At 41.1% G+C, this 24,812-nt stretch carries 20 protein-coding genes and 1 pseudogene; 9 read left to right on the top strand and 12 right to left on the bottom strand.

The window, feature by feature from the left end:
• Nucleotides 1-42 precede the first annotated feature (42 nt).
• The gene (rnhA, locus tag BPOF4_RS02690) at nucleotides 43-684 is read right to left on the bottom strand and encodes a ribonuclease H (protein ID WP_012957522.1); all 642 of its coding nucleotides are present in this window, start codon (nucleotides 682-684) and stop codon (nucleotides 43-45) included.
• A gap of 103 nt (nucleotides 685-787) precedes the next feature.
• Here rnhA and BPOF4_RS22400 point away from each other — a divergent pair, with 103 nt between their 5' ends.
• Nucleotides 788-925, top strand: coding sequence for a hypothetical protein (locus tag BPOF4_RS22400; RefSeq protein WP_012957521.1), 138 nt, complete (start codon nucleotides 788-790; stop codon nucleotides 923-925).
• A gap of 59 nt (nucleotides 926-984) precedes the next feature.
• Nucleotides 985-1,236 (top strand): hypothetical protein, encoded by a 252-nt coding sequence (locus BPOF4_RS02685; protein ID WP_012957520.1) that lies wholly within the window; start codon nucleotides 985-987, stop codon nucleotides 1,234-1,236.
• Nucleotides 1,237-1,514: 278 nt separating this feature from the next.
• Here BPOF4_RS02685 and BPOF4_RS02680 read toward each other — a convergent pair whose 3' ends face one another.
• From BPOF4_RS02680 to nadB, 4 genes are all read right to left on the bottom strand, one after another.
• Complete coding sequence (locus BPOF4_RS02680) at nucleotides 1,515-2,873, bottom strand: MATE family efflux transporter (protein ID WP_012957519.1); 1,359 nt, start codon at nucleotides 2,871-2,873, stop codon at nucleotides 1,515-1,517.
• A 153-nt stretch (nucleotides 2,874-3,026) separates the two neighbouring features.
• Nucleotides 3,027-4,124, bottom strand: coding sequence for a quinolinate synthase NadA (gene nadA, locus BPOF4_RS02675; RefSeq protein ID WP_012957518.1), 1,098 nt, complete (start codon nucleotides 4,122-4,124; stop codon nucleotides 3,027-3,029).
• 1 nt (nucleotide 4,125) lies between these two features.
• Complete coding sequence (gene nadC, locus BPOF4_RS02670; RefSeq protein WP_041822566.1) at nucleotides 4,126-4,980, bottom strand: carboxylating nicotinate-nucleotide diphosphorylase; 855 nt, start codon at nucleotides 4,978-4,980, stop codon at nucleotides 4,126-4,128.
• The gene (nadB, locus tag BPOF4_RS02665; RefSeq protein WP_158305546.1) at nucleotides 4,977-6,563 is read right to left on the bottom strand and encodes an L-aspartate oxidase; all 1,587 of its coding nucleotides are present in this window, start codon (nucleotides 6,561-6,563) and stop codon (nucleotides 4,977-4,979) included. Before nadB ends, nadC begins: the two co-directional genes overlap by 4 nt.
• A gap of 86 nt (nucleotides 6,564-6,649) precedes the next feature.
• Between nadB and BPOF4_RS02660 the strand changes: the two genes are divergently transcribed.
• Nucleotides 6,650-7,816 carry an IscS subfamily cysteine desulfurase gene (locus BPOF4_RS02660; RefSeq protein WP_041822212.1) on the top strand — a complete coding sequence of 389 codons (1,167 nt, stop codon included), beginning with the start codon at nucleotides 6,650-6,652 and terminating at the stop codon, nucleotides 7,814-7,816.
• A gap of 525 nt (nucleotides 7,817-8,341) precedes the next feature.
• On the opposite strand, the gene BPOF4_RS02655 is transcribed toward BPOF4_RS02660, so the two are convergent.
• The 4 genes from BPOF4_RS02655 to BPOF4_RS02640 all read right to left on the bottom strand — a co-directional run bounded on the left by BPOF4_RS02655 (nucleotide 8,342) and on the right by BPOF4_RS02640 (nucleotide 11,690).
• On the bottom strand, nucleotides 8,342-9,244 hold the full coding sequence (locus BPOF4_RS02655) for a polysaccharide deacetylase family protein (protein ID WP_012957514.1): 903 nt from the start codon (nucleotides 9,242-9,244) through the stop codon (nucleotides 8,342-8,344).
• A gap of 41 nt (nucleotides 9,245-9,285) precedes the next feature.
• Nucleotides 9,286-9,624 carry a hypothetical protein gene (locus BPOF4_RS02650; RefSeq protein WP_012957513.1) on the bottom strand — a complete coding sequence of 113 codons (339 nt, stop codon included), beginning with the start codon at nucleotides 9,622-9,624 and terminating at the stop codon, nucleotides 9,286-9,288.
• A 152-nt stretch (nucleotides 9,625-9,776) separates the two neighbouring features.
• Nucleotides 9,777-11,132, bottom strand: coding sequence for a sodium-dependent transporter (locus BPOF4_RS02645; RefSeq protein ID WP_412675589.1), 1,356 nt, complete (start codon nucleotides 11,130-11,132; stop codon nucleotides 9,777-9,779).
• A gap of 156 nt (nucleotides 11,133-11,288) precedes the next feature.
• Nucleotides 11,289-11,690, bottom strand: coding sequence for a thiol-disulfide oxidoreductase DCC family protein (locus BPOF4_RS02640; protein ID WP_012957511.1), 402 nt, complete (start codon nucleotides 11,688-11,690; stop codon nucleotides 11,289-11,291).
• A gap of 167 nt (nucleotides 11,691-11,857) precedes the next feature.
• On the opposite strand from BPOF4_RS02640, the gene glcT reads away from it, so the two are divergent.
• From glcT to mreBH, 3 genes are all read left to right on the top strand, one after another.
• A complete protein-coding gene (gene glcT, locus BPOF4_RS02635; protein WP_012957510.1) occupies nucleotides 11,858-12,688 on the top strand; it encodes a glucose PTS transporter transcription antiterminator GlcT in 831 nt (276 codons plus the stop codon).
• Nucleotides 12,689-12,900: 212 nt separating this feature from the next.
• Nucleotides 12,901-14,931, top strand: coding sequence for a glucose-specific PTS transporter subunit IIBC (gene ptsG / locus BPOF4_RS02630; protein WP_012957509.1), 2,031 nt, complete (start codon nucleotides 12,901-12,903; stop codon nucleotides 14,929-14,931).
• Between the two features lie 454 nt (nucleotides 14,932-15,385).
• Entirely contained in the window at nucleotides 15,386-16,393 is a 1,008-nt protein-coding gene (mreBH, locus tag BPOF4_RS02625) for a rod-share determining protein MreBH (protein WP_012957508.1), read from the top strand.
• Between the two features lie 39 nt (nucleotides 16,394-16,432).
• Here mreBH and rbsK read toward each other — a convergent pair.
• Nucleotides 16,433-17,323: pseudogene (gene rbsK, locus BPOF4_RS02620) on the bottom strand (ribokinase).
• A 368-nt stretch (nucleotides 17,324-17,691) separates the two neighbouring features.
• On the opposite strand from rbsK, the gene BPOF4_RS02610 reads away from it, so the two are divergent.
• Nucleotides 17,692-19,299, top strand: coding sequence for an ABC1 kinase family protein (locus tag BPOF4_RS02610; protein WP_012957504.1), 1,608 nt, complete (start codon nucleotides 17,692-17,694; stop codon nucleotides 19,297-19,299).
• 14 nt (nucleotides 19,300-19,313) lie between these two features.
• Complete coding sequence (locus BPOF4_RS02605) at nucleotides 19,314-19,550, top strand: hypothetical protein (RefSeq protein ID WP_012957503.1); 237 nt, start codon at nucleotides 19,314-19,316, stop codon at nucleotides 19,548-19,550.
• Nucleotides 19,551-19,725: 175 nt separating this feature from the next.
• Here BPOF4_RS02605 and BPOF4_RS02600 read toward each other — a convergent pair whose 3' ends face one another.
• Nucleotides 19,726-20,484 carry a DUF1835 domain-containing protein gene (locus BPOF4_RS02600; protein WP_012957502.1) on the bottom strand — a complete coding sequence of 253 codons (759 nt, stop codon included), beginning with the start codon at nucleotides 20,482-20,484 and terminating at the stop codon, nucleotides 19,726-19,728.
• Nucleotides 20,485-20,938: 454 nt separating this feature from the next.
• Between BPOF4_RS02600 and BPOF4_RS02595 the strand changes: the two genes are divergently transcribed.
• Complete coding sequence (locus BPOF4_RS02595) at nucleotides 20,939-23,350, top strand: S8 family peptidase (RefSeq protein ID WP_012957501.1); 2,412 nt, start codon at nucleotides 20,939-20,941, stop codon at nucleotides 23,348-23,350.
• 46 nt (nucleotides 23,351-23,396) lie between these two features.
• On the opposite strand, the gene BPOF4_RS02590 is transcribed toward BPOF4_RS02595, so the two are convergent.
• Nucleotides 23,397-24,794, bottom strand: a complete 1,398-nt coding sequence (locus BPOF4_RS02590) for a Glu/Leu/Phe/Val family dehydrogenase (RefSeq protein WP_012957500.1) — start codon at nucleotides 24,792-24,794, stop codon at nucleotides 23,397-23,399.
• Nucleotides 24,795-24,812: the final 18 nt, after the last annotated feature.

The raw sequence follows: 24,812 nt of genomic DNA, 5'->3' as shown, positions 1-24,812 counted from the left end.
CCCCCTAACATGTAATAACATCATCTCATTCTTACTATACCTTTATTTGCGCCCGTAGTCTGCTTTAATCTCTCCCCATTTTTCTGTGTGCCATTTCAGTATCGGCGTATCATACTCATTTTCTTGAAGCCACTTCTCTGCACGGTCGACAAGCGACCAAATATAAGCCGTCCGTTCGTTACGGTCAAGTGTAGACTTTGCCTTCTTTTGTTTTACCCATTTAATAGCTGTAAGAGAGTCCGAATAGATTGGCTTGGTCAGTCCGTGTTCCTTTAAATAAGCAAGCCCGTGTACAATTGCTAAAAATTCTCCCATATTATTTGTCCCGATATGGATCTCATCATGTGCAAACAGTATTTCTCCCGTTTGTGTATGTACCCCTTTATACTCAACAATTCCAGGGTTTCCCCGGCATCCAACATCAACAGAAATGCTGTCCCAATTGACTTCAGCGATTACATCGGTTTCCTTTTTTGATGAGGAAGTTTTTGCTTTACTCTTTGTCTTTGAACTAGAGGATGCAGACGCCCCGCCGCTAAATGCCGCTTTAGCCTCCGCCTCTGTTGGAAAGGATTTAAAACGAGCTCCTGTAAAACCTTTCACTTGCGCCTCACATTCAGCCCAAGTCGTAAAAATTCCTTTTTTTCGTCCATTCCAAACCACGTAATATTTCTTTTTTGCCATAGGGACACCTTCTTCGTATAAGTTTTCCATTTAATCAAATAGTAACAATGAAACACTTTTTATACAATCAAATGCATATCACAAACTGAAAGGAGCATCACCCATGACAAAACGAAATAAACAGCACAATAAAGCCGTAACAAATAACCAAACTCCGACTGAGAGCATGTTCAATCAGGAAGTAGCAAGTGAAATGATTGATAACGGCGGGAACAAATCCAACGAAAAGAAAAAGAAATAACGTATAAAAACAATACAATGTGGATACCCTGTTGAAAAAACGTTTAGGAGGGTAAACTCATGAACATTACGATTAATCGAAAGCGCTCAGTGAAAGAAGTCGGGGATCTTGTTAGTACGAAGAGTAATAAGCTCTATGCGATTATTGAGGATAAAGGAGAGAAGTATCCTTATCATCTCCTTTGTCTTGAGAGCTTTACGATTATCGAAAGTTATGATGAACTCCCTTCTAATCAGGAAATTGAAGAAGATATCGGCGAGAAGCTTGATGGAATATACCAGCATCGCGACTCACATATCACATTAAACTAAATAGGAGCTGCCCGGTTTAGGGACAGCTCCTTTTTATTAGGGTGAAGAGAATGAAATGAAGTGACGCAATTAATGGATAGTACGATACAATTCCGTCTGAGAGTGACGCAATAGACTTCTTGAACCGGCGCAATTAGAGCAGATTGACACATAAGACTCAGCAAGTGACGAATTACACGATGAATAAGCGCACTCACCTCACCTACAGGCACATAAACAGACTCAAATAATACAATCCACCCTGACCCATCGCAATCAACGCGCACTCATCTTTTCTCTTACCTCTCTAATTGAACTTTCGCTCGTTTCTCAACTGTATATAATCTCCATAATAAAGCAGCTGCACATACGGCAAGGCCTGTTATCAAACCGATCCAATATCCAAACGGACCGAACTCTGTGTAGTTGGCAAGGATATATCCTGTAGGAAGACCGATCAGCCAAAACGAAACTAGCGCCATTACAAATGGGATATTAACATCTTTATGACCGCGTAACACCCCTTGTATCGGTGTAGCAAGTGCATCAGACAATTGGAAGAATATCGAATAAATAAGGAACTGTTGAATTAACCGCGCAACATTCGGATCATTTGTATAGAGCCCTGATACAGGTCCTCGCATGACATAAATGATAAGACCCGCGATGACACCCATGCCGAGCGCCATCCATATCCCCATTTTGCTATACTGCTTTGCGTCATCAAATCGTTTAGCGCCTACCTCATACCCAACCGCGATCGTTAAAGTGAACGCAAAACTTAATGGGATCATATAGAGGAAGGAAGCGAAATTAATCGCAGCTTGATGTGCTGCAATAGTGGCCGTGTTAAACTCACTCATTAATAACGTAACGGCAGCGAAAATACTCGTTTCAAAGAAAATGGTAAAACCAATAGGAAGCCCTAAAATTAAAAGCTCTTTCCATTTTGCAAATGATACTTTATATACCTTTTTAAAAATCTGGTACGTTGAAAAAGGCTGTACACGAGCAATGAAATAAATCGTAATTCCGAGTATGCTCCAATAAGTAATCGTTGAAGCAACCCCGGCTCCAATTCCTCCTAAACGCGGAAAGCCCCACGCACCAAAAATAAGGACATAGTTAAAGAACACGTTAATCGGCAGCGACAAAAGCGTAATAAACATCGTCACACGTGTTTGGCCAAGAGAATCAATAAAACAGCGCAGCACGGTGTACATAAATAAAGGTATGACACCAAAGCCAAGTGCGACTAAATAATAATAAGCCACTCGATGCACTTCTGCTTCTAATGACATTAGATTTAAGATCGGCTCAAGCACTAGACCTCCGCCTATAATAATGACGATTGATACAGCAATCGATAAATACAAGCCTTGAACGACTGTATACGGCACTTCTTCTTTATTACCTGCACCGATATTTTGAGCGATCATCGGCGTCAGCGCCAAGAGAACACCACTTAACCCAGTAAATACGGGCACCCATAAACTCGAACCAATGGCCACACCAGCTAAATCTTCAGCACCGGCCTGACCGGACATTGTGGTATCAAAAAAGTTCATGGCATACAGCCCTAATTGTGTAATGAGAATCGGCATCATAACAACAAGGAACAGCTGAAGCTTCTCTTTTAATGTTTTTGTTTCTCTCATCTTACTCCTCCTTGCCACCCCTTCTTGTATAAAAACTATGCCATTATATCACGCTTCTTACATAAAGGTTAATCATAAATCTTTCGTTTCACTAAAAAAATCACTGACAAAAAAGCTGCAGACTCGTTTAATCTGCAGCTTTCCTTAATGTATTTATACACAAGTAAACATCCGCTCAATAGCCAGTTTAGCCGATTGGGCTGTTTCTTCGTCTACTTTTATGACATTTACAGGCTGTTCTTCTGCTATTTGTTCAAGCGTCCATACAAAATGAGGAAGATCAATCCGGTTCATTGTTAAACACGGGCACATATCAGGATTAAGTGAGCGGATGGACTGATCTCGATGCGTGTTCATTAATCGATTCACTAGATTCATTTCCGTTCCGATTGCCCACTTTGTCCCCTTTGGAGCCGCTTTGATTTGATCAATGATATACTTTGTGGAACCTGCATCATCACTCGCATCAACCACATCCCATGTACACTCCGGATGAACAATGATTTTACGTTCAGGCTCTTCTGCTCTTATCTTGTGTACATGTTCTAGGCGGAACTTCTCATGAACCGAGCAGTGTCCCTTCCATAAAATCATTTTCACTTTATCCTTCTTACAAGAGCCTTCTACTTCCTCAGTTAGTTGATTCCATATGACCATCTCATCAAGGGGAATCCCTAGTTCATATGCCGTATTCCTCCCTAAGTGCTGATCAGGCAGAAATAATATGCGTTTCTTTTTTGTAAAAGCCCATTCAAGCATCGCTTTTGCATTAGAAGAGGTTACCGTCGCTCCCCCGTTCCTGCCAACAAATGCTTTTATTTCAGCCGAAGAATTCACATAGGTTAACGGGATTATCGTATCTCCAAATTCGTCGGTTAATTTTTCCCATGCAGATTCTGTCTGATCTTTTGTTGCCATGTCGGCCATCGAACAGCCCGCCCGCATGTCAGGGAGAATGACTGTTTGTTCGTCATTCGTTAAGATATCTGCTGTTTCTGCCATAAAATGAACCCCGCAAAACACAATGTAACGTGCTGTCTGATTGGAAGCAGACAGCCTTGCAAGCTGCAGGGAATCACCTGTCACATCAGCAAATTGAATGACTTCGTCTTTTTGATAATGATGACCAGGAATAAACAACGTATCACCGAGCTCACTTTTTATATAGGATGCTCTTTTTATTAAATCTTGGTCGCTCATTTGTTTGTAATACGCTGGGATTGTTGGGCCTGCTTTTGAAAAAAGATCCATCTTAAGCATGGGACACACCTTCTTTCACTGAAACATCCAGACTGATATCTAACGCCTTAACCGAATGCGTCAGGGCCCCCATCGAAATATAGTCTACCCCTGTGTGAACATACTCTTCTAATTGATGAAGCGTAATCCCTCCTGATAATTCGACCACTATGGTATCAGGAACAAGCTTTCTCCATTCTTTTGCTTCAGTTGGAGAACAGTTATCAAACATAATCACATCTACGTTTGATGCAACGGCTCTCTTTACCTGTTCACGCGACTCAACCTCTACTTCAACTTTCACCATATGGCCGAGCTTCTCTTTTACTCGTTTCACGGCCGTATCTAAATCTCCTCCGCATTGAGCAATATGATTATCTTTTATTAACACAGCATCATGCAGCCCAAAACGGTGATTAAACCCGCCGCCGCATGTTACCGCGTGTTTTTCTAGCATGCGTAGACCTGGTGTTGTTTTTCGTGTATCACAAATTCGAATTGATGTTCCTTCCATTTTCTTAACCGCTTTGTTCGTTTCTGTGGCAATCCCTGAAAGGCGCTGAATGATATTTAAGATCACTCGCTCAGAGGTTAATAGATCACGAGCTTTCCCATAGACTTCACAGATTATCTCGCCACCCCTGACTGCATCCCCGTCTTTCTTGTGCATAATCACCTCAATAGCAGGATCGAATAACTGATATGCAGAAAAAATAACCTCTTCTCCGCAAAAAATCCCTTCATCCTTTGCCAGAAAATAAGCCTTACCTTTTTCATTATCAAAGATAGCTTCTGATGTTAGATCTCCATGTCCGATATCTTCTGAAAAAAACTGAATTAATTGCTCCCTTAACATAAGTTTGTTCACTTCAACACCCTCTCCTTCTCCTTCACAGGTTTTGCCCATATATCGCCTCTTGCCTGCATCATAGCTTGGGGGTTCATTGGCATCCTGCCTATCTCTTGTGAATCATTTCGAAAATGTGCTCCCAAGCTCTCTTTCCGTGCTAGTGCAGACTTGGCAATCAGCATTGCAGCAGTACACATCGTATCTATTTCTATTTGTTCTCTCGTCCAATTCACCCGCCTGTATACGTCTTGATCAAATTGTCTAAAGCTGCCTAACCATGAAAGTAACTGTTCTAGATCGTGGCTGGTGCGGGTAATGCCTAAAGCTTGTGTTACTTTGCGTTTCAACTCATTTTTAGAAGGCAAAGCAGAAGGGTCATCGACTTCCTCAGCACGAATATATCGATTATGGTCCCTAGTCAGCTCTCTTTTAAGCGGTTGGCTCAAAAGGAATTCTCCTAAACGTTCACCGAATACAAGAGCCTCTAACAGCGAATTGCTTGCGAGCCTATTTGCCCCGTGAGCATTATTCCCGCTCACTTCTCCTACCGCATATAAGTTTGCTATAGAAGTGGCCCCGTTCGCATTCGTCTCCACTCCGCCCATATGAAAATGTGCGCCTGGACATACAGGAATAAGCTGCTTTTCTAAATCAACTTGAGCTTGATTGCATAAGCTGGTAATCTGAGGAAATTTATCTTTAAAGTTAGGAATGGGTGAAATATCTAAGAAAATGGGCTCCTCTTTTTTTGTATACTCGTAAATTACCCGTGCCACCACATCTCTTGGGGCAAGGTCACCACGGTCGTCTCTTCCCTCCATAATAGGAGTACCCTCTTGATCCACAAGCCGAGCTCCTTCTCCTCTTAAAGCCTCTGATGCTAATCCCGCAGTCCTTCCTTGTGAATAAATGAGCGTAGGATGGAACTGAATAAACTCTAAATCTCTCAAAATAGCACCTGCTCTATAAGCCATTACTAAACCTTCGCCTATTAAAGATGGATCATTCGTTGTCGCTTCGTATAATCCTCCAATTCCACCTGTTGCTAGGATAGTTGCAGAGGCTCTGACTTCTATTAATTCATTTTGCTTATTCTTAAACCAGGCACCATCACAAACCTCATTCTCTGCAATTAAATCAATCGCTTGATAATGTGATAGAATACGGACCTTTTTTTGCTGCAGTTTACTCCAAAAATAACTCATGCAGACTTTGCCTGTCTGATCCCCTTGGTTATGTACGATTCGCCGGATCGAATGGGCTCCTTCTTGACCGAGGAGAAGCTCCCCATCCATCGTTTGATCAAAGGTAAGTCCTTCTTTCATCCAACCTCTCAGCCGCCTTGGCCCTTCTTTGACAAGCATTTCTACTAACTGCTTATTATTTTGATTACAACCAGCCTTCATCGTGTCTTTATAGTGAATAAATGGATGATCTAAAGATGAAAATGCTGCCGCAATTCCTCCTTGAGCCCTCCATGAATTTCCATTTTCGATCGACCCTTTCATAGCTATTGTTACTTCATAGCGGTCAACGAGCTTCAATGCACAGACGACGGCTGCCAGTCCCCCGCCAATGATTAGTACATCTGTTTTCAACATGCAACCACCCATTCTTTACATGTGTCTTGACACCTATATTTACATAAAATTAAACTAAAGACAAGACTTAACTAACAGGAGTGAGGATGTTGATCTATTTAGACCATGCCGCAACAACCCCTATTTCAAAACAAGCGATCGATGCATGGATTCGTGCGAGTGAACATTATTTTGCCAACACCCAGAGCCTTCATGAAGAGGGTGAAGAGGCAAGGCATTTATTTGAGATATGTAAAAAAGAAATGGGAGAACTTCTTGGTTGTGAGGGGTCTGAAATCTACTTTACCGGTAGCGGTTCTGAGGCAAATCAATTACTATTAGAAAGTTTATTCAAATCTATTAAAACAAGAGGAAATCATGTGATCACTTCCTCTATTGAACACCCTTCTGTCTTATCCTTTTTTCAAAAGCTAGAAGAGCAAAGAGTGGAAGTTACGTACTTACCTGTTTCAAGTGAGGGCTTGATATCTATCACCGAGCTTAAAGAATCCATTCGAAGCGATACGGTTTTAGCTTCGATTCAGCACGTCAATTCAGAAACAGGTTCCATTCAACCACTTAAAGAGATTGGAGCCATATTGAAAGAGAAGAATATCATTTTCCATAGTGATTGTGTGCAATCTTTCGGAAAGCTTCCGCTTAATGTCCGTCGGAACCAGCTTGATGCCATTTCAGTGGCCAGCCATAAAATTTACGGTCCTAAAGGAGTCGGTGCTGCTTACATCAACAAACAAACCGCTTGGAGTCCGACTCTTCCCTTCACTCATCATCAAAATGGATTTAGGCAAGGAACGATTGACCTGCCTGGAATAGCTGCCTTCACTACAGCTGCACTGGAGATTCAGGAAACGCTTAGTCAGCAGCTTGATCATTTTTGGAAGCTTAGAGAGCAATTATTATCTGCACTGTCTAACGCAGGCATTTCTTTTAAAGTTGAGGGGAGTACAGCAAAAGATAGGCAGCTCCCTTCAATCATCGGACTTTCGATAAAGGGCATTGAAGGTCAATGGATGATGCAGATGCTTGACCGGCACCATATTCAGATCTCTACTGGAACAGCCTGTCAAATAGGAAGTCAAACGCCATCAAAAACAATGATTTCATTACAAAAAACCGAACAGGATATTAACCGCTACTTTCGCATTTCTCTAGGCAGAAGTACGACCAGCGAACAAATATCCTATACGGCAAATAAAATCATTGAAATTGTTCACGGCCTTCAAAAAAAGGAAGGTGGAGTAGCGTTGCTTTAGTTCGGGTTAATAACTAGGCTTGCCTTGCAGCAGTGGTTGATCTCCGCTGCAGGCACACGCTTTCCACGGGCTTACGCCCTGTGGGATCTCCCTGGTCACGCGCATCCCGCTGGAGTCGGCGCCTTCCGCTCCAATCAACGGAGGAAGGGATTTGGTTAAGTTGCTCCCATTTTTATAAGGAGCAGTTCAGTGATCTTAGCCGATTAACCTAATAATGTCTGCTTTCGTATAATTTGAAGTGGTACATAACTAAATCGTTCCACTAAATAAATGGACGAAGCAAGTAACATAGCGGATGAAATATGTGAAGACTCCTGCGGTGCCTAGAGCAGGGCTGAGATCCCACAGGGCAAAAAAGCCCGAGGAAGCTCAGCAGCTCACCGCGGAAAGCGAAGCATATTTCAGGAGCGGTGATCCTACGCCTACACTGCATTTTTTGTTTTTTCACTTGAACTGATTTCTGACATAACTAAGTTTCACTATTCTCAGAAAGAAGTCCACCCCGGCGTTAAGTATGTCTAAACTTTACTTCAACTCAACATCTTGAAGCTGGACAAATTCAAACCCCTTTTCTTTAAGAAGCGGGACAGCTTCCTTTACCCCGCCTGCCGTTCCACTTTGCGGTTGATTCATATGCAAAAGAGCAATAGAGCCCGGCTTGGCTTGAAGTAATGCGTTCGTTACTTGTTCCTTGCTAAACGTTGCCCCTGCATCACCTAGAATGTCAAAATTCACGACTTCATACCCTAGGGCTTCAACGAGACTGACAGCCACTTCATCATAATAGGCCGTTCCTGAGCGAAACAAAGACATTTCTTTCCCTGTCAGCTCATACACTCGTTTATGGTTGCCCAATACTTCCTGCTGTGCTTCTTTCGGGCTTTCTGTTGCTTCTATGCCCCATGCCGTTCCTCCGTTTACCGAAAGTGGTATATGCTGTGTTCCGTGATTCTCAATTTGAAACAAAGGCTCATCCGCTAACATTAGAAAGAGCTCTTCATTTTCATCAATCCATCGCTGATTTACAAATAACGTAGCAGGTATCTGGGCTTCTAGTAAGTATGTGATCAGTTCTTCATCATAGCCATTCCCATACGGACCACCGCAAGCATCAAACGTCAGCGCGATCTGCTGTTCATCTGTATCCATTCTCGTTTTCACTCCATCAACATTTTCGCCCCACTGACTAGGTTCACGTTCAAATGGGCTCAGATCAAGATCGTAATTGAGCGTAGTCTCTTCCACCTCCCTCTGATTCACATCGGGCTGATCTTCTTCTTTAGGAGCCGCTTCCTCTTTAGATGGCACATTCTCAGATTCATCATCTGAGGGCTCTTCACCTACTTTACATGCTTGAATGATCAAAACGAATATCAACGCTAGTACTATAAACCCTAACCTTCTCAATTTATAACCACTCCAATACATAAGGAACCCCCTAAGCCTCAAGTACTTAGGGGGGCTGATATTTATTCATTTTGAGCTGATTGCTCCGCTTCTTTTTCTTCTTGCATCTCATACCAGTCATCAAGAACTTTTGCGTCCAAAATGCGTGATTCAATGTAGGATTTCTGCTTGTCGGTAAACAGTGACTTCCAATCAAATTCATTGTCTTCTGTAATGCTAACGACTGTCAACAATTCTTGCCAAGCAACATAACGTTTATACCAGAAGAATTGCGGCTGCTCAGTCATGTAAGGATAGAGGTCATCAAATTCCGTGTGTTTACAATCAATTGTTCGTTCAAATTGTTGTTTTGCTTTTTCCAACCGTTCATTTAGGTAAGCTTGAAATTTGTTTGTCTCCATAAGGTTCCCTCCCCATTGATGCCCTTAGATGCATCTCTTGTTTACCTATTTTAACACGTTAAGAGGATTTGAAAAACATAAATGAATCAGAAAATTATGTCATATTTATGCAACAAAAAAGAGCAGCCCCTAAAAGACTGCTCCACTCCCTTTTATCTAAACATACCTATGGCATCTAAAAAGACAACAATAATTGCAAGCGGCGTCACATATTTTAGTAATACGTACCACACCATAAATAATTTTGACCCTATAGAAGACCCTTGTTTTAATTCTTCAAATAACGTTGTTTTAGACATCTTTAAAGGAATAAAGATTGAAATTAACAGCGCTCCAAAAGGCATCAAGATGTTACTCACCAAATAATCAGCGTTATCAAAGAACGTCCGGCCGAATATCTGTACATCTGCCAGGGCCCCGTATGATAAACAAGCAGGAATCCCTAATATGAAGATAAGAAGACCTACAATCCAGCTTACTTTCGGGCGTTTTGTGATATCTTTTTTTACTCGTGTCGCAACAATAATCTCTAGCATTGAAAAAGCGGATGTAAGTGCTGCAAAGACAAATAAAATAAAGAATGCGATCAAAAAGATTTCACCAAATACCATTTGTTCAAAAATGGCTGGAAGTACCACAAAGATTAACGGCGGCCCTTCACTTGGTTCAAGGCCGAACGTAAAGACTCCAGGAAATATAATCAGTCCTGATAAAAGAGCAACAAAGATGTTCATAATTCCAATTGATGCAGCTGACAATGGCAGACTTTGTGTTTTTGGTACGTATGAGCTGTACGTTACCATAATGGAAACACCTAATGATAAAGCAAAGAATGCTTGTCCTAATGCAAATAAAACTGTTTCTGATGAAATATTTGATACATCAGGAAGTAGTAAGAAACGCACACCTTCCATCGCACCCTCTAATGTAAGAGACCTGATAGCAATAATAATTAATAAAATAAACAACGCAGGCATCATAATCTTACTAGCTCGTTCAATCCCTTTTTGAACACCTTTTGATACAACGAGAATGGTGAATACAATAAAGAGCAGCTGTGCTCCAAGTGTCGGCACAGGGTTCGCAATAATTTCACCAAAGCGCTCACCGTATTGTTCCACTGTCAGTCCAGACAATTGCCCTGTAATAGAATGGAATAAATATAGTAAACTCCATCCCCCTACTACGCTATAAAAGGATAAAACGATAAAACATGTAATCACGCCGATCCAGCCTGTTGAAACCCATGCTGTTTTAGGAGCTAATTGTTTGTACGTAGAAATAGCATCTTTTCCAGTATGCCGGCCGAGTAAAAATTCTCCAATTAATAGAGGCAGCCCGATAAGTGCAGTAAACAAAATAAATAAAAAGAAAAAAGCACCCCCACCGCTTGTTCCAGCTACATAAGGAAATTTCCAAATGGCTCCAAGTCCGATTGCAGTACCAGCGGTCGCATAGATAAACCCTAGTTTTGACGACCATTGTTCTTGTTGTTTCAACCTGCTCAACTCCTCACTTTCACTACTATAAAACGTTCGCCTGACGAAATTCTTTAACCCTTCAACGCGTCCGTCATTTAAACCATTCCACATATAATAACTTCACTATAGTAGCAAAGCAATACTGGCAGAACAACCGGAAATTTCTTACCATTCTAACTTCTATTAGTCAAGGAAACGCTTTCTCTCTTCTGGCGCAGGGATTCTGCAGCTTTCTTTTTTTCCGAAAAATTGATATCTACGCTTAGCAAACTGCCGATAGAGGGTATCGCGCAATGGCTTAGGCAAAATGACAAATAGGCGGAATAACTGCCAGCCAAGCGATAGTTTTGGAATGATTTTCAAAACTGCTGTGCTGTATGTATAGACCTTGCCATGTTCTATTACAATAATAGAATCAACTGTTTCTGAAATCTTATACCGATTCTTTATCTCTTTTGCTTTCTCTGACTGCAATGAAGCAAATTGAAACTGCTCTTCTTTCTCATGTTTTAAAATAAAATCTACAGCTACGTTACATACATTACAAACCCCGTCAAATAATAAAATAGGTTTCTCGTTTGACATGACACCCTCACCCGCCCTTTTTCTTCATCCTTTTTTGTTGGCTCTACTTATATCCTCGCATCCATCGTATCATTTTAAAAAAGAAATATAATGATCTTTTATTGACCTGATCGAATAAAAACAGCTATTATGATACCTACTTATACCTTACTGAGAGGAGGGGCAGTATGCTTACTGTTAAAAAGGTCTTAAATAACAACGTGTTGATAGCGGAGCACCCGGAATATGCTGAAGTCATTTTGATCGGGAAGGGACTTGGGTTTGGCAAAAAACCTGGTGAAGAAGTCGCTGGTGAGGTTGCTGAGAAATTCTTTGTATTAAAAGAGGAAAAGGAACAAGAACAATACAAGCAGCTGCTTGATTATGTAGATGAAGCCTTTATCGGACTTATGAATGATGTTATTTCAATGATTGAAGAGAGGTTTAAAGTGCGATTGCATGAACATATTCATATTGCCCTGACTGATCACTTATTCTATGCAATCAAACGCATTCACCAAGGGTTTGATATTAAAAATCCATTCCTTCCAGAGACCGAATTAGCTTACCCAGATGAATTTGAAATGGCCCAAACGATCATTCAACATATGAATCAAGAGCTTAAAATTAATATTCCTGAAGGAGAAATTGGATTTGTAGCCCTGCATATCCACAGCGCCCTTACTCGGAGGCCGCTTCAGGAGGTAAATCGGCATACTCGTTTGATCAGTGAACTCGTCGGAGTCATCGAAAGCTCATTAGGGATCTCTATTGATCGTAAAGATGTGGATTACCTGCGTTTAGTCCGTCACCTTCACCATGCAATTGAGCGGATTAACAAAGAAAAATATGAAGACAATCAAGAAGCTTTAAAAAGTGTCTTGCAATCTGAATATCCTGTATGCTACAATTTGTCCTGGAAGCTGATCAAGATTATGCAGCAAGCTTTAAGGAAAACGGTTCCAGATGCTGAAGCAGTTTATTTAACGCTTCATTTACAACGTTTATCGAAGCAGTAATTAAATACTCAATACGTTTCTTTTTTACGTGTTACTGGTTATGCAGGCATGAGAGGAAAAGAAAGCGGTCACATGAATTGAACAAGAAGTATGCCTTTTGCCATATTTCGTTATTCAGTTGATGTGTTCGCTTTTTCCGCTCATGCCTTTTTTTGTTGTTTTAAAGATCAGCTTACTACTTTTAATTCTAAACAAAATTGGAGGAATGTTACATGTTTAAGCAGTCTTTTAGTGTATTGCAGCGTGTCGGTAAAGCATTGATGCTCCCTGTTGCTCTCTTGCCTGCTGCAGGTATTCTGCTCGCATTAGGAAATGCGATGCAAAATCCAGACTTAACAGCACGCCTTCCCTTTTTGACAGCAGATTGGATTGTGCTGTTAGCTAGTGTAATGGAAAGTGCAGGCGACATCGTATTTGCGAACCTGCCTTTACTATTCGCGGTTGGTGTTGCGATTGGATTATCAAATGGAGACGGGGTTGCAGGTCTTGCTGCTCTAATTGGGTATCTCATTATGAATGTAACAATGAGCGTTCTAGGAGGATACGGCGAGTGGACACCAGAGATGATTGGTGCTGACCCTGGTATTTCTTCAGTACTTGGAATCCCTACTCTTCAAACAGGTGTATTCGGCGGTATTATAGCCGGGCTTCTCGCCACCTACACCTATAAAAAATTCTTTAATATTGAGTTGCCTTCTTACTTAGGTTTCTTTGCAGGCAAACGATTTGTACCGATTGCTACAGCGTTTTTTGCTTTATTCATCGGGGTTATTCTCTATTGGGTATGGCCGACGATACAAGTTGGGCTAAACAACCTGTCCTACTTAATGGTTGAGTCTAACCAAACATTATCAGCTTTTATTTTTGGTGTGATTGAACGTGCGTTAATTCCATTTGGACTTCACCACATTTTCTACTCACCATTCTGGTTTGAGTTCGGACAATATACTAATGCTGCCGGACAAATTGTACGAGGAGATCAAACAATTTTCTTTGCACAAATTCGTGACGGGGTTGAGCTTACAGCTGGTACGTTTATGACTGGTAAATTCCCATTCATGATGTTCGGACTGCCTGCTGCTGCTCTAGCAATCTATCACTGCGCACGTCCTGAACAAAAGAAAGTCGTCGCAGGAATTATGGGTTCAGCTGCCTTAACATCTTTCTTAACTGGTATCACTGAACCAATTGAATTTAGTTTCTTATTTGTAGCACCATTATTATTTGCGATTCACACGGTGTTTGCTGGTTTATCATTTATGATTATGCAGATTCTAGACGTTAAAATCGGAATGACTTTCTCCGGCGGTGTGATTGACTTCCTACTATTCGGGGTCCTTCCTAACCGTACGGATTGGTGGCTTGTTATTCCAGTTGGACTCGCATTCTCAGCTATCTATTACTTTGGTTTCCGTTATGCGATTAAGAAGTTCAATCTAATGACTCCTGGTCGTGAAGAAGTAGCTGAAGACGCTGATACGACTAGCGTTTCAGCTGGCGATCTGCCATATAACGTCCTTCGTGCTCTTGGAGGAAAAGAAAATCTAGTAAACCTTGATGCATGTATCACTCGCTTACGTGTAAGTGTTAAAGACGCTGATCAAGTTGAAAAAGACACCTTAAAGAAACTTGGTGCCTCTGGCGTTATGCAAATGGGCAACAATATTCAAGCAATCTTTGGACCACGTTCAGATCAGATTAAAACACAAATGCATGATATTATCAGCGGTCGTACACCGGTAGCAGAAGAACCTGTTGAAACGGTAGAAGCGGTAGCTGGCGACATTGATTTTTCAATGCCAATCTCAGGTAAAGTTCTTCCAATAACTGAAGTTCCTGACCAAGTATTCTCACAAAAAATGATGGGTGATGGGTTTGCGATTGAACCTGCTGAAGGTGTCGTGCATTCTCCAATCTCAGGTAAAGTTGTGACACTATTCCCGACAAAGCATGCTCTTGGTCTAGTAACAAACGAAGGAAAAGAAGTATTGATTCATGTCGGCTTAGATACTGTGAACTTAAAAGGAGAAGGATTTGACGCTCTTGTTTCAGAAGGCGATCACATTAAGCAAGGCCAAGAGCTATTGCGCTTTGATTTAGAATTCATTAAAGAAAAAGCAACCTCTTCTATTACTCCGGTTGTCTTTACTAACTTAACCGAAGATGAATTTATTGAAGTGAAAAAGACCGCTTCTGCTAAACATGGTGACAAGAATATTGTCTCTATTAAACAAGCAAAATAAATATCAAAAAAAATAACTGTTTTTAGGTTTAATTGATTTTAAGGCGGGTATTTATAAGACTAGACAGGCGCTAAGAAGTAAGGCTTGAGCACCCTTACGACTCCCCCGCCTAGCCTAACAAGCAATGAGCATCACCCTCCCCCACCTTATGTGGAAAGACCTGGCTGCGGCTGGGTCTTTCTTGTGTTTAAATCAATTTAGCATAGACAGCCCTATTTAGTAATAGCTTCTAGCAAGCAAGAGGAAAAACCCGCACCAAAAGACCTACCAAAGCCTTATATTAGCAAGGTTTGGAAGATTTTTAGATAAATTTATAACAAGTCCCATACATCTCTCATATTCTTACATAGAAGATAAGCGTTACGCCCCTTTGAATCTATTCGAAGGACTGTTAAACTAGCTTACTATGAAGACTTTTATAAGATGACTTTTAAATGAAAAGTTGGTGAATACTATGTGGTCAAATGCAGAATTAGGAATTGACTTAGGAACAGCAAATTTACTTGTTTACAGTAAAGATAAAGGTATCGTTTTAAATGAACCCTCCGTTGTAGCATTAAACACAGAAACACGTGATGTGCTTGCTGTTGGTGCTGAAGCAAAAAGCATGGTAGGGAAAACTCCTGCTAATATTGTAGCTGTACGCCCTCTACGTGATGGTGTCATTGCAGATTTTGATGTGACAGCTAGTATGCTGCGTGCCGTGATGAAAAAAGCGAGCAAACAGCTTGGTTTATCTTTAAGAAAGCCAAATGTCGTCGTGTGTGCGCCGTCTGGCTCTACCTCTGTTGAACGCAGAGCAATCCTTGATGCTGTCAGAAGCTGCGGTGCTAAAAATGTACACATCATTGAAGAACCTGTAGCAGCAGCAATCGGTGCAGACTTGCCGGTAGATGAGCCTGTAGCCAATGTTGTAGTTGATATTGGCGGCGGTACAACGGAAGTCGCGATCATTTCATTTGGCGGGGTTGTCTCTTGTAACTCTGTCCGTATCGGCGGAGACAAGCTAGATGATGCGATCATTCAACATGTACGTAAATCCTACAATGTACTAATCGGTGAACGTACTGCAGAACAAATCAAAATGGAAATCGGTTATGCTCCTATCGAACATGAAGAGCTGACAATGGAAGTACGCGGCCGTGACTTAGTGAATGGTCTTCCTAAAACCATCACTCTTCACTCGACTGAAATTCAACAAGCATTAAGCGAATCACTTCTGCAAGTGCTTGAAGCGGTCCGAGCTACTCTTGAGGACTGCCCTCCTGAACTGAGCGGTGATATTGTTGACCGTGGTGTAATGATTACAGGCGGCGGTGCTTTATTAAACGGTATTCAAGATTGGTTCTCAGAAGAGATCTCAGTTCCTGTGCATCTTGCTCCAAATCCACTTGAATCAGTGGCTGTAGGAACAGGACGATCTCTAAAGTTTATCGACAAACTGCAAAAAGCAACAGTCTAAACAAAGAAACGACTCATCGTCATACGATGAGTCGTTTTTCTATTGCTTTTGTATGAAAGCTTCCACTTCTCCTTTTGTAGGGATCGAGACTTGAGCACCTAGTCTTGATATGGCCACCGCTGATGCTGCTGTTGCAAATTGCAGGGCCTCTTCTATTGCCTTACCAGCTGTTACACCAGCAATAAAGCCGCCAATAAATGTATCACCTGCTGCGGTTGTATCGACAATATTTTTTACAGGGTATGCAGGAATTCTTAACACTTTATCCTGCGTAACATAAAGAGAGCCTCGCGCTCCGAGAGTTAACAGGACTGCTTTAGCACCTAGCGAAACCAGCTTTCTGGCAGTGTCTTCTTCCGAAAGCTCATCTGCTTTTGCGCCCATTATTTCCATTGCCTCCACTTCATTAACGACTAGCACGTCAACCAATGGATATAAGTTGTGCGGAATAAATGCAGCTGGTGCAGGATTAACCAGTACCTTCACACCACGTTCATGAGCAAGCTTAATCGCTGCTTCGGTTACGCTCCATGGAATTTCATTTTGCACGACCAGCCATTCGATTCCATCTAATTCCTCGGGGTTGACCAGTGTGACATATTTATTCGCACCTTGTGATAAAATAATTCGATTTTCCCCATTTTGTTCTACCGTAATAATAGCTGCCCCAGATGCGCCTGATGTTCTTTTCACATAACTAATATCTACTAAATTAAGTTAAAGGGAATGGATCAATTCATCTCCATAAAAATCACGCCCGACTGCTCCAACCATCGTTACCTTTGCTCCTAAACGGGAAGCCGCAACCGCTTGATTGGCACCCTTTCCTCCTGGAAACCATGCAAGCTCTGAGCCGTTCAGTGTTTCACCGGCATGAGGGTAACGTTCTACCTGTACGACTAGGTCACTATTTATACTTCCTACTACCATTACTTTAGCCATAACACATTTTAATCTCCTTTTAGTTGTTTCTATGAGAACGTCTATTTATATATTCCTCGCTAAAACCTAATTCTTTGTTTATCAGCCATTCCATTTCTTCAAGATCCCTGCGGAGGACAATGGGATCATATTCTGACCATTGTATTACGTAAACAAAATAATAAGACCCTATCTTGCTAAATATAACAGGAGAGTCTGGAAAGTGATCAAAATACGCTTTTATACGATTTCTTTTCATATAGGAATAACGTTCAAGTTTCAACCTATCACCCGCTTCCCCCTAACATAAGGTCTTATATGTGCACAATCATTATACAGCATGTATAATAAAATAAAAACTGAAGGTGATTGTTTCTGTGAAAAGTTTGCCTATTTATCGAATGTTCACCATCGTCTTCATGAGTATAAAGTTCTTCCTACAAATTATCCGATTCCAAAGAAAGCATCAAAACCACTGGGATGAAGAGAAGTGGAACAGCCTCCTGCACCAGCAAGCACGAGAATATAAGCAAACAGCTTTAAAACTTGAGGGCTTGCTTATTAAACTAGGACAATTCCTTGCTGCTCGTGCCGATCTCCTCCCAGAAGTCTTCTTAAAAGAATTGGCCGATTTAATAGATCATGTTCCCCCCGTTCCATGGACTCAAACTAAAAAAGTCCTAGAAAAAGAATGGGGCACCTCTTATAAAAATGTTCTTCAATCTCTTACAAAAGAACCTATAGCTTCTGCTTCCATTGGACAAGTATACAAAGCTACTCTAAAAACAGGAGAAACAGCGGCCATTAAAGTCCAGCGCCCAACCATTTCTAAATTAATCAAAGCAGACCTTAAGGCTTTATCCATTGTCATGAGGTTAGCTGGCCGATTTACCATCATAGGAAAAACAGTGGATACAACACGTTTATTTAATGAAATAAAACGAGTGATAACGGCAGAACTCGACTTTAAGCAAGAATTAAAAAATGGTCTTATTTTTAAAGAAAGATATGCAAACTCTGATCATGTACACATCCCTGCATTTAACAACGAACTAACAACCGCTAAGGTTCTAGTCATGGAATGGATAGATGGCAAAAGCGTAATCAATACAGAACAAATCGAAGTCATTCCTTACTTAAAAGAAGAGCTTGCTAAGCGAATCCTCACTATTTTTCTTGATCAATTATTACAAGAAGGAATTTTCCACGCAGACCCTCATCCCGGTAATATCCTGCTAAAAGAGGATGGGACAATTGTTTTAATTGACTTTGGAATGGTAGCTGCTATCAAAAAAGAAGATAGCAAGGAGCTGCAAACTCTCGTAGAAGCCCTTGTAATAGATGATTACAGCCAAGTTGTTGACTCACTTGAACGTTTACGCTTCCTTTTGCCGAATGCAGATAAACAGCAGATAGAAAGAATGATCCGCCAATTTCTAGATGTAGCTCTCACAGCAAATATTAATGGCTGGGACGAGGACGTTATGAACCAGCTATTAGCAGATTTCAGGCTGCTGCTTAAAGATCTACCTGTTCAAATGCCTAGTGAATTCGCTTTTCTTGGCAGAGCTGTCTCAACTTTAACTGGAGTATTATACAGTATAGATCCTAAATTGGATCTATTCGAATTAGGTAAGCCGATTGTCCTTGATTGGTTAGAACGAAACCGAGAGAAGGATGAATACTCATCCTTCTCTCATTGGCTCAGAAAGTATGGAGCACCTATATTGAGGTTCCCTAGCAAACTGGATGCACTTTTTGATGAACCAAAATTATACCGAGAACTTCAAGAAAAGCAGCATAGGGAAAATAGAGAACACGAGAGACTAAAATGGTCGAGACATTATTCATTTCTATTTACGTTAATCGGCTTGATTGGAATCTTGACAGCTTTATTTTTTGATCATATTGCATTGTTGATTGGGAGCAGTATTCCTTTGGTCATCGGTGGGATTTCCTTTTATGCGACAAGCAAAAGACTTTAACAGGAGGAATTTTCATGCAAAAGAAGCTAGAAACGACAGAAAAGGTTGGTGCAAAGGAGATTAAAATTGAAGGTTTGGAAGATGGCTACCGCGTTACGGTTCGTGCTGATGAAGATGAGTTACGCAAACACCGCCGTCTTGGCGGAGCATTTATCAACTTGCTACGTCAATTCGAAAAGGCAGGCTATAAACTCCCCTTTCCATTCTCATGGATTCTCACATTCTGGAACAGATATAGTAAGCAACCATAGATGATGGAGAGCTGCTTTAGTTGAGCAGCTCTTTGTTTCATTATGTGGAGTGGCACAATTACTCGCCGAAGCTATACTATTCCCGCTCACACTGACGCGTAAAAAGGGTGGAATCATACAACTGCTTTCCCCCTCAAACAAGAACCACCCTCGGTCTCACGCAATCACTTCTCTTCTAGGATCTCAACAGAACCTTACCGGACATCGGCTGCTTGTCACCCTTCTCTATCCAATCGATTAACTTCATGTCATGCATCACATATAATCTCCATAGAAAAAATGGAAACGGCAGATGAGGAACTTTTCCATACATCTCTCCGACTAAAGCAGCCGCTTCATCTATGTCGTTATCTTTTATATTCGATAAAATGATGGGATCATAGTGATGAAATGAATGATGTTCAAAGATAAAGTCTGCCTGCCGCACTCTCAGATCGCTTTCTTTTTCTTTTACCCGTTCCCATGTCTTTTGAAGCTGGGAGAGGGCATCATTCGTTAGTTCTACCGGGTTAAAATGAGCTTCCAACCGCTCAGGCGGCAGCTCCCGAACTAATAATGGCCCCCTTACCCTGTTGACCTGCAAAGAAAAACTACCTCGAGCTAGTTCTACTTTAGAAAGCAGATACATAAACGCCAGCTCATCCGCCGCTTCTTCACCAAGCCAAACAATTACTTTTTCTTGTTGGCTTATTAGGTTAATAATAGTATCTACTTGTTCGTTTAACATGTTCTTTAACGCTTCTCGCTCACTTTGATCGCTCTTTGTTCCAAACACTTGGCTAAGCTGCTTTAGCCTTAGATCCTCATCTGAAAGATTACCAATTTGAAAATAAGGTTCGAATACAAATACCTCTCCGGAAAAAGGCAAGATTGTATCTTCGAACGCTTGAGTGAACGTTGCTTTCGCTGCATGAGAAAAAAGGATGTGGACCATAGAAAACTCCTCCCTTTCTTATCGTTATTACGATGTCATTAATACCTTTAAGGATAGCATGCATATTTCATCCCCTCCAACTCCCTGCTCCTCTAAAAAAATTTCGTATTTTAAAATATTTTATTCACTAAATATTACCGTCTCTAAACAAAATAGTCCTTTAAACTCATAACTTAATACTCATTCATAATATTAGTATACTAATAGTTTTGATCAATTCAGGTAATTATTGATTGAATTAAATGAGTTTTCTATATGTGTCTTTAGTACCACTCGCCTCATTTTTAAGCATTTTTTACAACATAAGGAACTAAGACTCAATTTAGGGAAATCATGAAGGAATATGTAAAAATTAATAGAATATTGCCATTACAACGAAAATAATTGCGTTCTTGTGCAGGATCCCACCAGAAAGCGACTATTTTCTACTTAATCTAAGGAGATGATCTATTACATGAAACGAACCTTCCAATCGTTCGTCATTTATACATTAGTGTTGGCCTTAGCTCTTACTAGTTTCGGCACAGCATCTCTTGCTAATCAGACGAACACACCTCTTGCAGAAATTATGGGAGAGATTGATACGAAATCATCTGCTCCTACAACGGTTATTGTTGAGTTAGAAGAAGAATCAATTGTAGAAGCAAAGCACAAAGGTAAAAACCAAACAAAACAAAATTTAAAAGCAAAGCGTGATCAAGTTAAAAACAATGTGTTGAAGGAAACAGCTTCTAGTAAAATCGGACAAGAATACGAGTATATCTTCTCTGGATTTGCTGTAGAGTTAAAAGGAAACGAAATTCCAAACCTTCTTACAATCCCAGGAGTTAAAGCAATTTATCCTGATGTTAAATACAAAACGACAACGATTGATGAAGGATTTATGATTGAAGAGGATGCATACAGTCCGGCAATGCTTGACAGTGCCCCACATATCGGTTCAAACGATGCATGGGATGCAGGTTTTACTGGTGAAGGCGTAACGGTTGCTGTAATTGATACAGGTGTCGATTATACTCACCCTGATCTTGCACATGCATTCGGCGATTACAAAGGATGGGACTTTGTTGATAACAATGATGACCCACAAGAAACACCTCCAGGTGACCCGCGCGGCCGTCAAACAAACCACGGAACGCACGTTGCTGGAACAGTTGCTGCTAACGGTCTAATTAAAGGTGTCGCACCAGATGCTACACTTCTTGGATACCGCGTTCTTGGACCAGGCGGAAGCGGAACTACTGAAAATGTTGTAGCAGGTATCGAGCGTGCCGTTCAAGACGGTGCAGATGTTATGAATCTATCATTAGGAAATTCTTTAAATAACCCTGACTGGGCAACAAGTATCGCACTTGACTGGGCAATGGCTGAAGGTGTTGTTGCTGTCACATCGAACGGAAACAGCGGTCCTAACAACTGGACTGTAGGTTCTCCTGGTACTTCTCGTGAAGCAATCTCTGTAGGCGCAACTCGCTTGCCTTACGAAGTATACAGCGCAGACATTTCAACTGGCTCTGATCAAGAGTTTGATAGTGCAAAAGTGATGGGCTTCTCAACGGTTGAAGAGTTATTAGCATTAGACGGAGAAGAGTTTGAATTTGTTTATGCTGGACTTGGTGCTCCATCTGATTTTAATAATTTAGACGTTGATGGCAAAATTGCTTTAATCGTACGCGGTGAATATCCATTTGTAGAAAAAGCTGAAAATGCGAAAGCAGCAGGAGCTGTTGGAGCAATTATTTTCAATAACGTAGATGGCGCAATGCCAGAAGTTCCTGGTATGGCCGTTCCAACAATTATGTTATCAAACGCTGATGGCGTAGCAATGCGTGAAGGCGTTAAAGACGGCTTTAATACAGTAAGTTTCTCAATCGAATTTGATAAGATGGTTGGCGAAACAGTTGCTGACTTCTCATCTCGCGGTCCTGTTATGGATACATGGATGATTAAGCCTGACGTATCAGCACCTGGTGTCAATATTACAAGTACAGTTCCTACTCACCAAGCAGATAACCCGCATGGTTATGCAGCACTTCAAGGTACAAGTATGGCAGCTCCTCACGTGGCAGGTGCAGCAGCACTTATTCTTGAAGCGAACCCTAACTGGGGAGTAGATGCTGTTAAAGCAAGTTTAATGAATACAGCAGAAAACTTATATGATGCGAACGGAAATCTCTACCCTCATAATACACAAGGCGCAGGTAGTATCCGTGTATTAGATGCCATTGAAACAAAGACACTTATCACTCCTGGAAGCCATTCTTTTGGTGTGTTTGATGCAGATGGTGAGTTAACAACAGAGCGTCAACACTTTACTATTAACAACCTATCTAATGAGCGTAAATCCTATTCATTTGATGTGTCATTTGAAAAAGGATCAGAAGCAATTAAAGTAAACACAAGTAACAATTTACGCGTACAGCCTAACCGCTCACAAAAAGTTAACTTTACGGTTGAAGTAGATGCGAGTAAGCTTGCCCCTGGTTACTATCCAGGAACAATTGTTGTAAGCGAAGGTTCAAATTCATATGAAGTACCGACCATTCTATTTGTACAAGAACCCGACTACCCGCGAATCACGTCTCTTGCGTACAACTTGAATCCTGCAACAGGGAATCTAGTTGGTTCTGCGTACGTACCAGGCGGTGCTGAAGAATTAGAATTTGAAGTGTACAACGAGAATTTAACTGCATTTATTGGTCATGCTTTTACTGATACCAATATTGGTGCTGGATATTATGATTTCACTTGGGATCTAACGATTGACGGTGGAACTTTAGCTCCAGGGAAATATCGACTTGTTGCGTGGTCAACAAAAGCTGGAAAAACAAATTATTCATTCGGCGATGTATTTACAGTCGAATAATTTTAAAAGGCTGACTCTGTGATAAGAGTCAGCCTTTTTATTACCTTTAAAACAATTTACCGTGACGGTATAAAAGACTTGTCAATCTTTCAAGTGACAACGTAAAGCAGGTCGTCCTCATCGTTTGACCGACTGATGAAAAATACGTATCATAGACATTTTTTAAGGTTTCTATCATTTGTTTGGACATATTTTCAATGATTTCTTCTTCGGTAAATAACTCTGTCACCCGGCTTTGTTTCCATTCTAAGTAAGACACAATAACACCGCCTGCATTGGCCAAAATATCTGGAATAACAACCGTGCCTTCACGTTCGAAGTAATCATCTGCTTCTAGTGAAATCGGTGCATTCGCTCCTTCTATCAGCACTTTCGCTTTAACCTCTTCCATATTATCTTGATGAATTTGATCTTCAATCGCAGCAAGAATTAATACATCTGTGTCAATGGTTAACACGTCCTCAACAGGCTTTACTTGAGCGGTAACCCCTGCTTCTAGAAGCTGCTCTCGATTGGACGGAAGGTCGCGTCCGTTCTTTGTATACTCGATCAGCTTTTTCACATCAAGACCATCTTCATGATAGAGAGTAGTAAAACGATCAGATACCGCAACTACTTGATGATTATATTTCATATATTGGTAAGCTTCAAGAGCTGCCACTCCTCCCACGTTACCAAAGCCTTGGACAGCGACACGAATGGCCTTTCCATCTTCTGCCTGCTGTCTCAATGTTTTTAAAGTATCCCATTGTTTATGACGATTAATATCTGTTCCGTTTGCGTGAGTGCCTGACCATTGATCTAGAAGCCAAGAATAACTTAAAAAGGTCCCTCTTCCCGTCGCTTCCCGTCTTCCACGTGCTCCGCCATTCTCTACGCTTTTCCCTGTGAATGATCCTAAATACGGTTCACCTGGGTGGATTGTCTTGAATTCTCCTACCATCCAATCAACAATTTTCTCATTTGTGCCCAAGTCTGGTGCCGGGATATCATGATTTGGGCCAATATCACGAGAAAAACGCTGGACATATTTTTTACTAATTAAGTTTAATTCTTTATCTGTGAATTTGCGCGGGTCTACATGAACTCCGCCTTTTGCCCCGCCGTACGGAAGTCTGTGCAAGGCATTTTTCAAGGTCATAAGTATAGCTAGATTTTCAACTTCTGCTTCATTGACAAATTCACTAAAACGAATACCGCCTTTATAGAAGCCGCTAATATTATTGTGCTGCACCCGGTATGCCGGAATCCGCACAATACCATCTTTCTCAGTAGATACTCGTATGTAGCTTTTAATTACTTTATCCGTTGTTTTTAGGATTTCTTTTGCCGATCCACAAACGAATCTTCTCTTTTCATCATCTTCAATGCCTAAAAAACTGCTGCGCTCAGCTAAGTCACTCATCACCGTTTCAATTAAGGCTTGTGTTTCAGTACGCTTCACATTATCCCCTCCCAAAAT

The sequence above is a fragment of the Alkalihalophilus pseudofirmus OF4 genome, from assembly GCF_000005825.2.
Taxonomy (GTDB): Bacteria; Bacillota; Bacilli; order Bacillales; family Bacillaceae_D; genus Alkalihalophilus; species Alkalihalophilus pseudofirmus.
The sequence above is the reverse complement of the archived record's forward strand: the minus strand, read 5'-3'. Positions and strand labels throughout refer to the sequence as shown.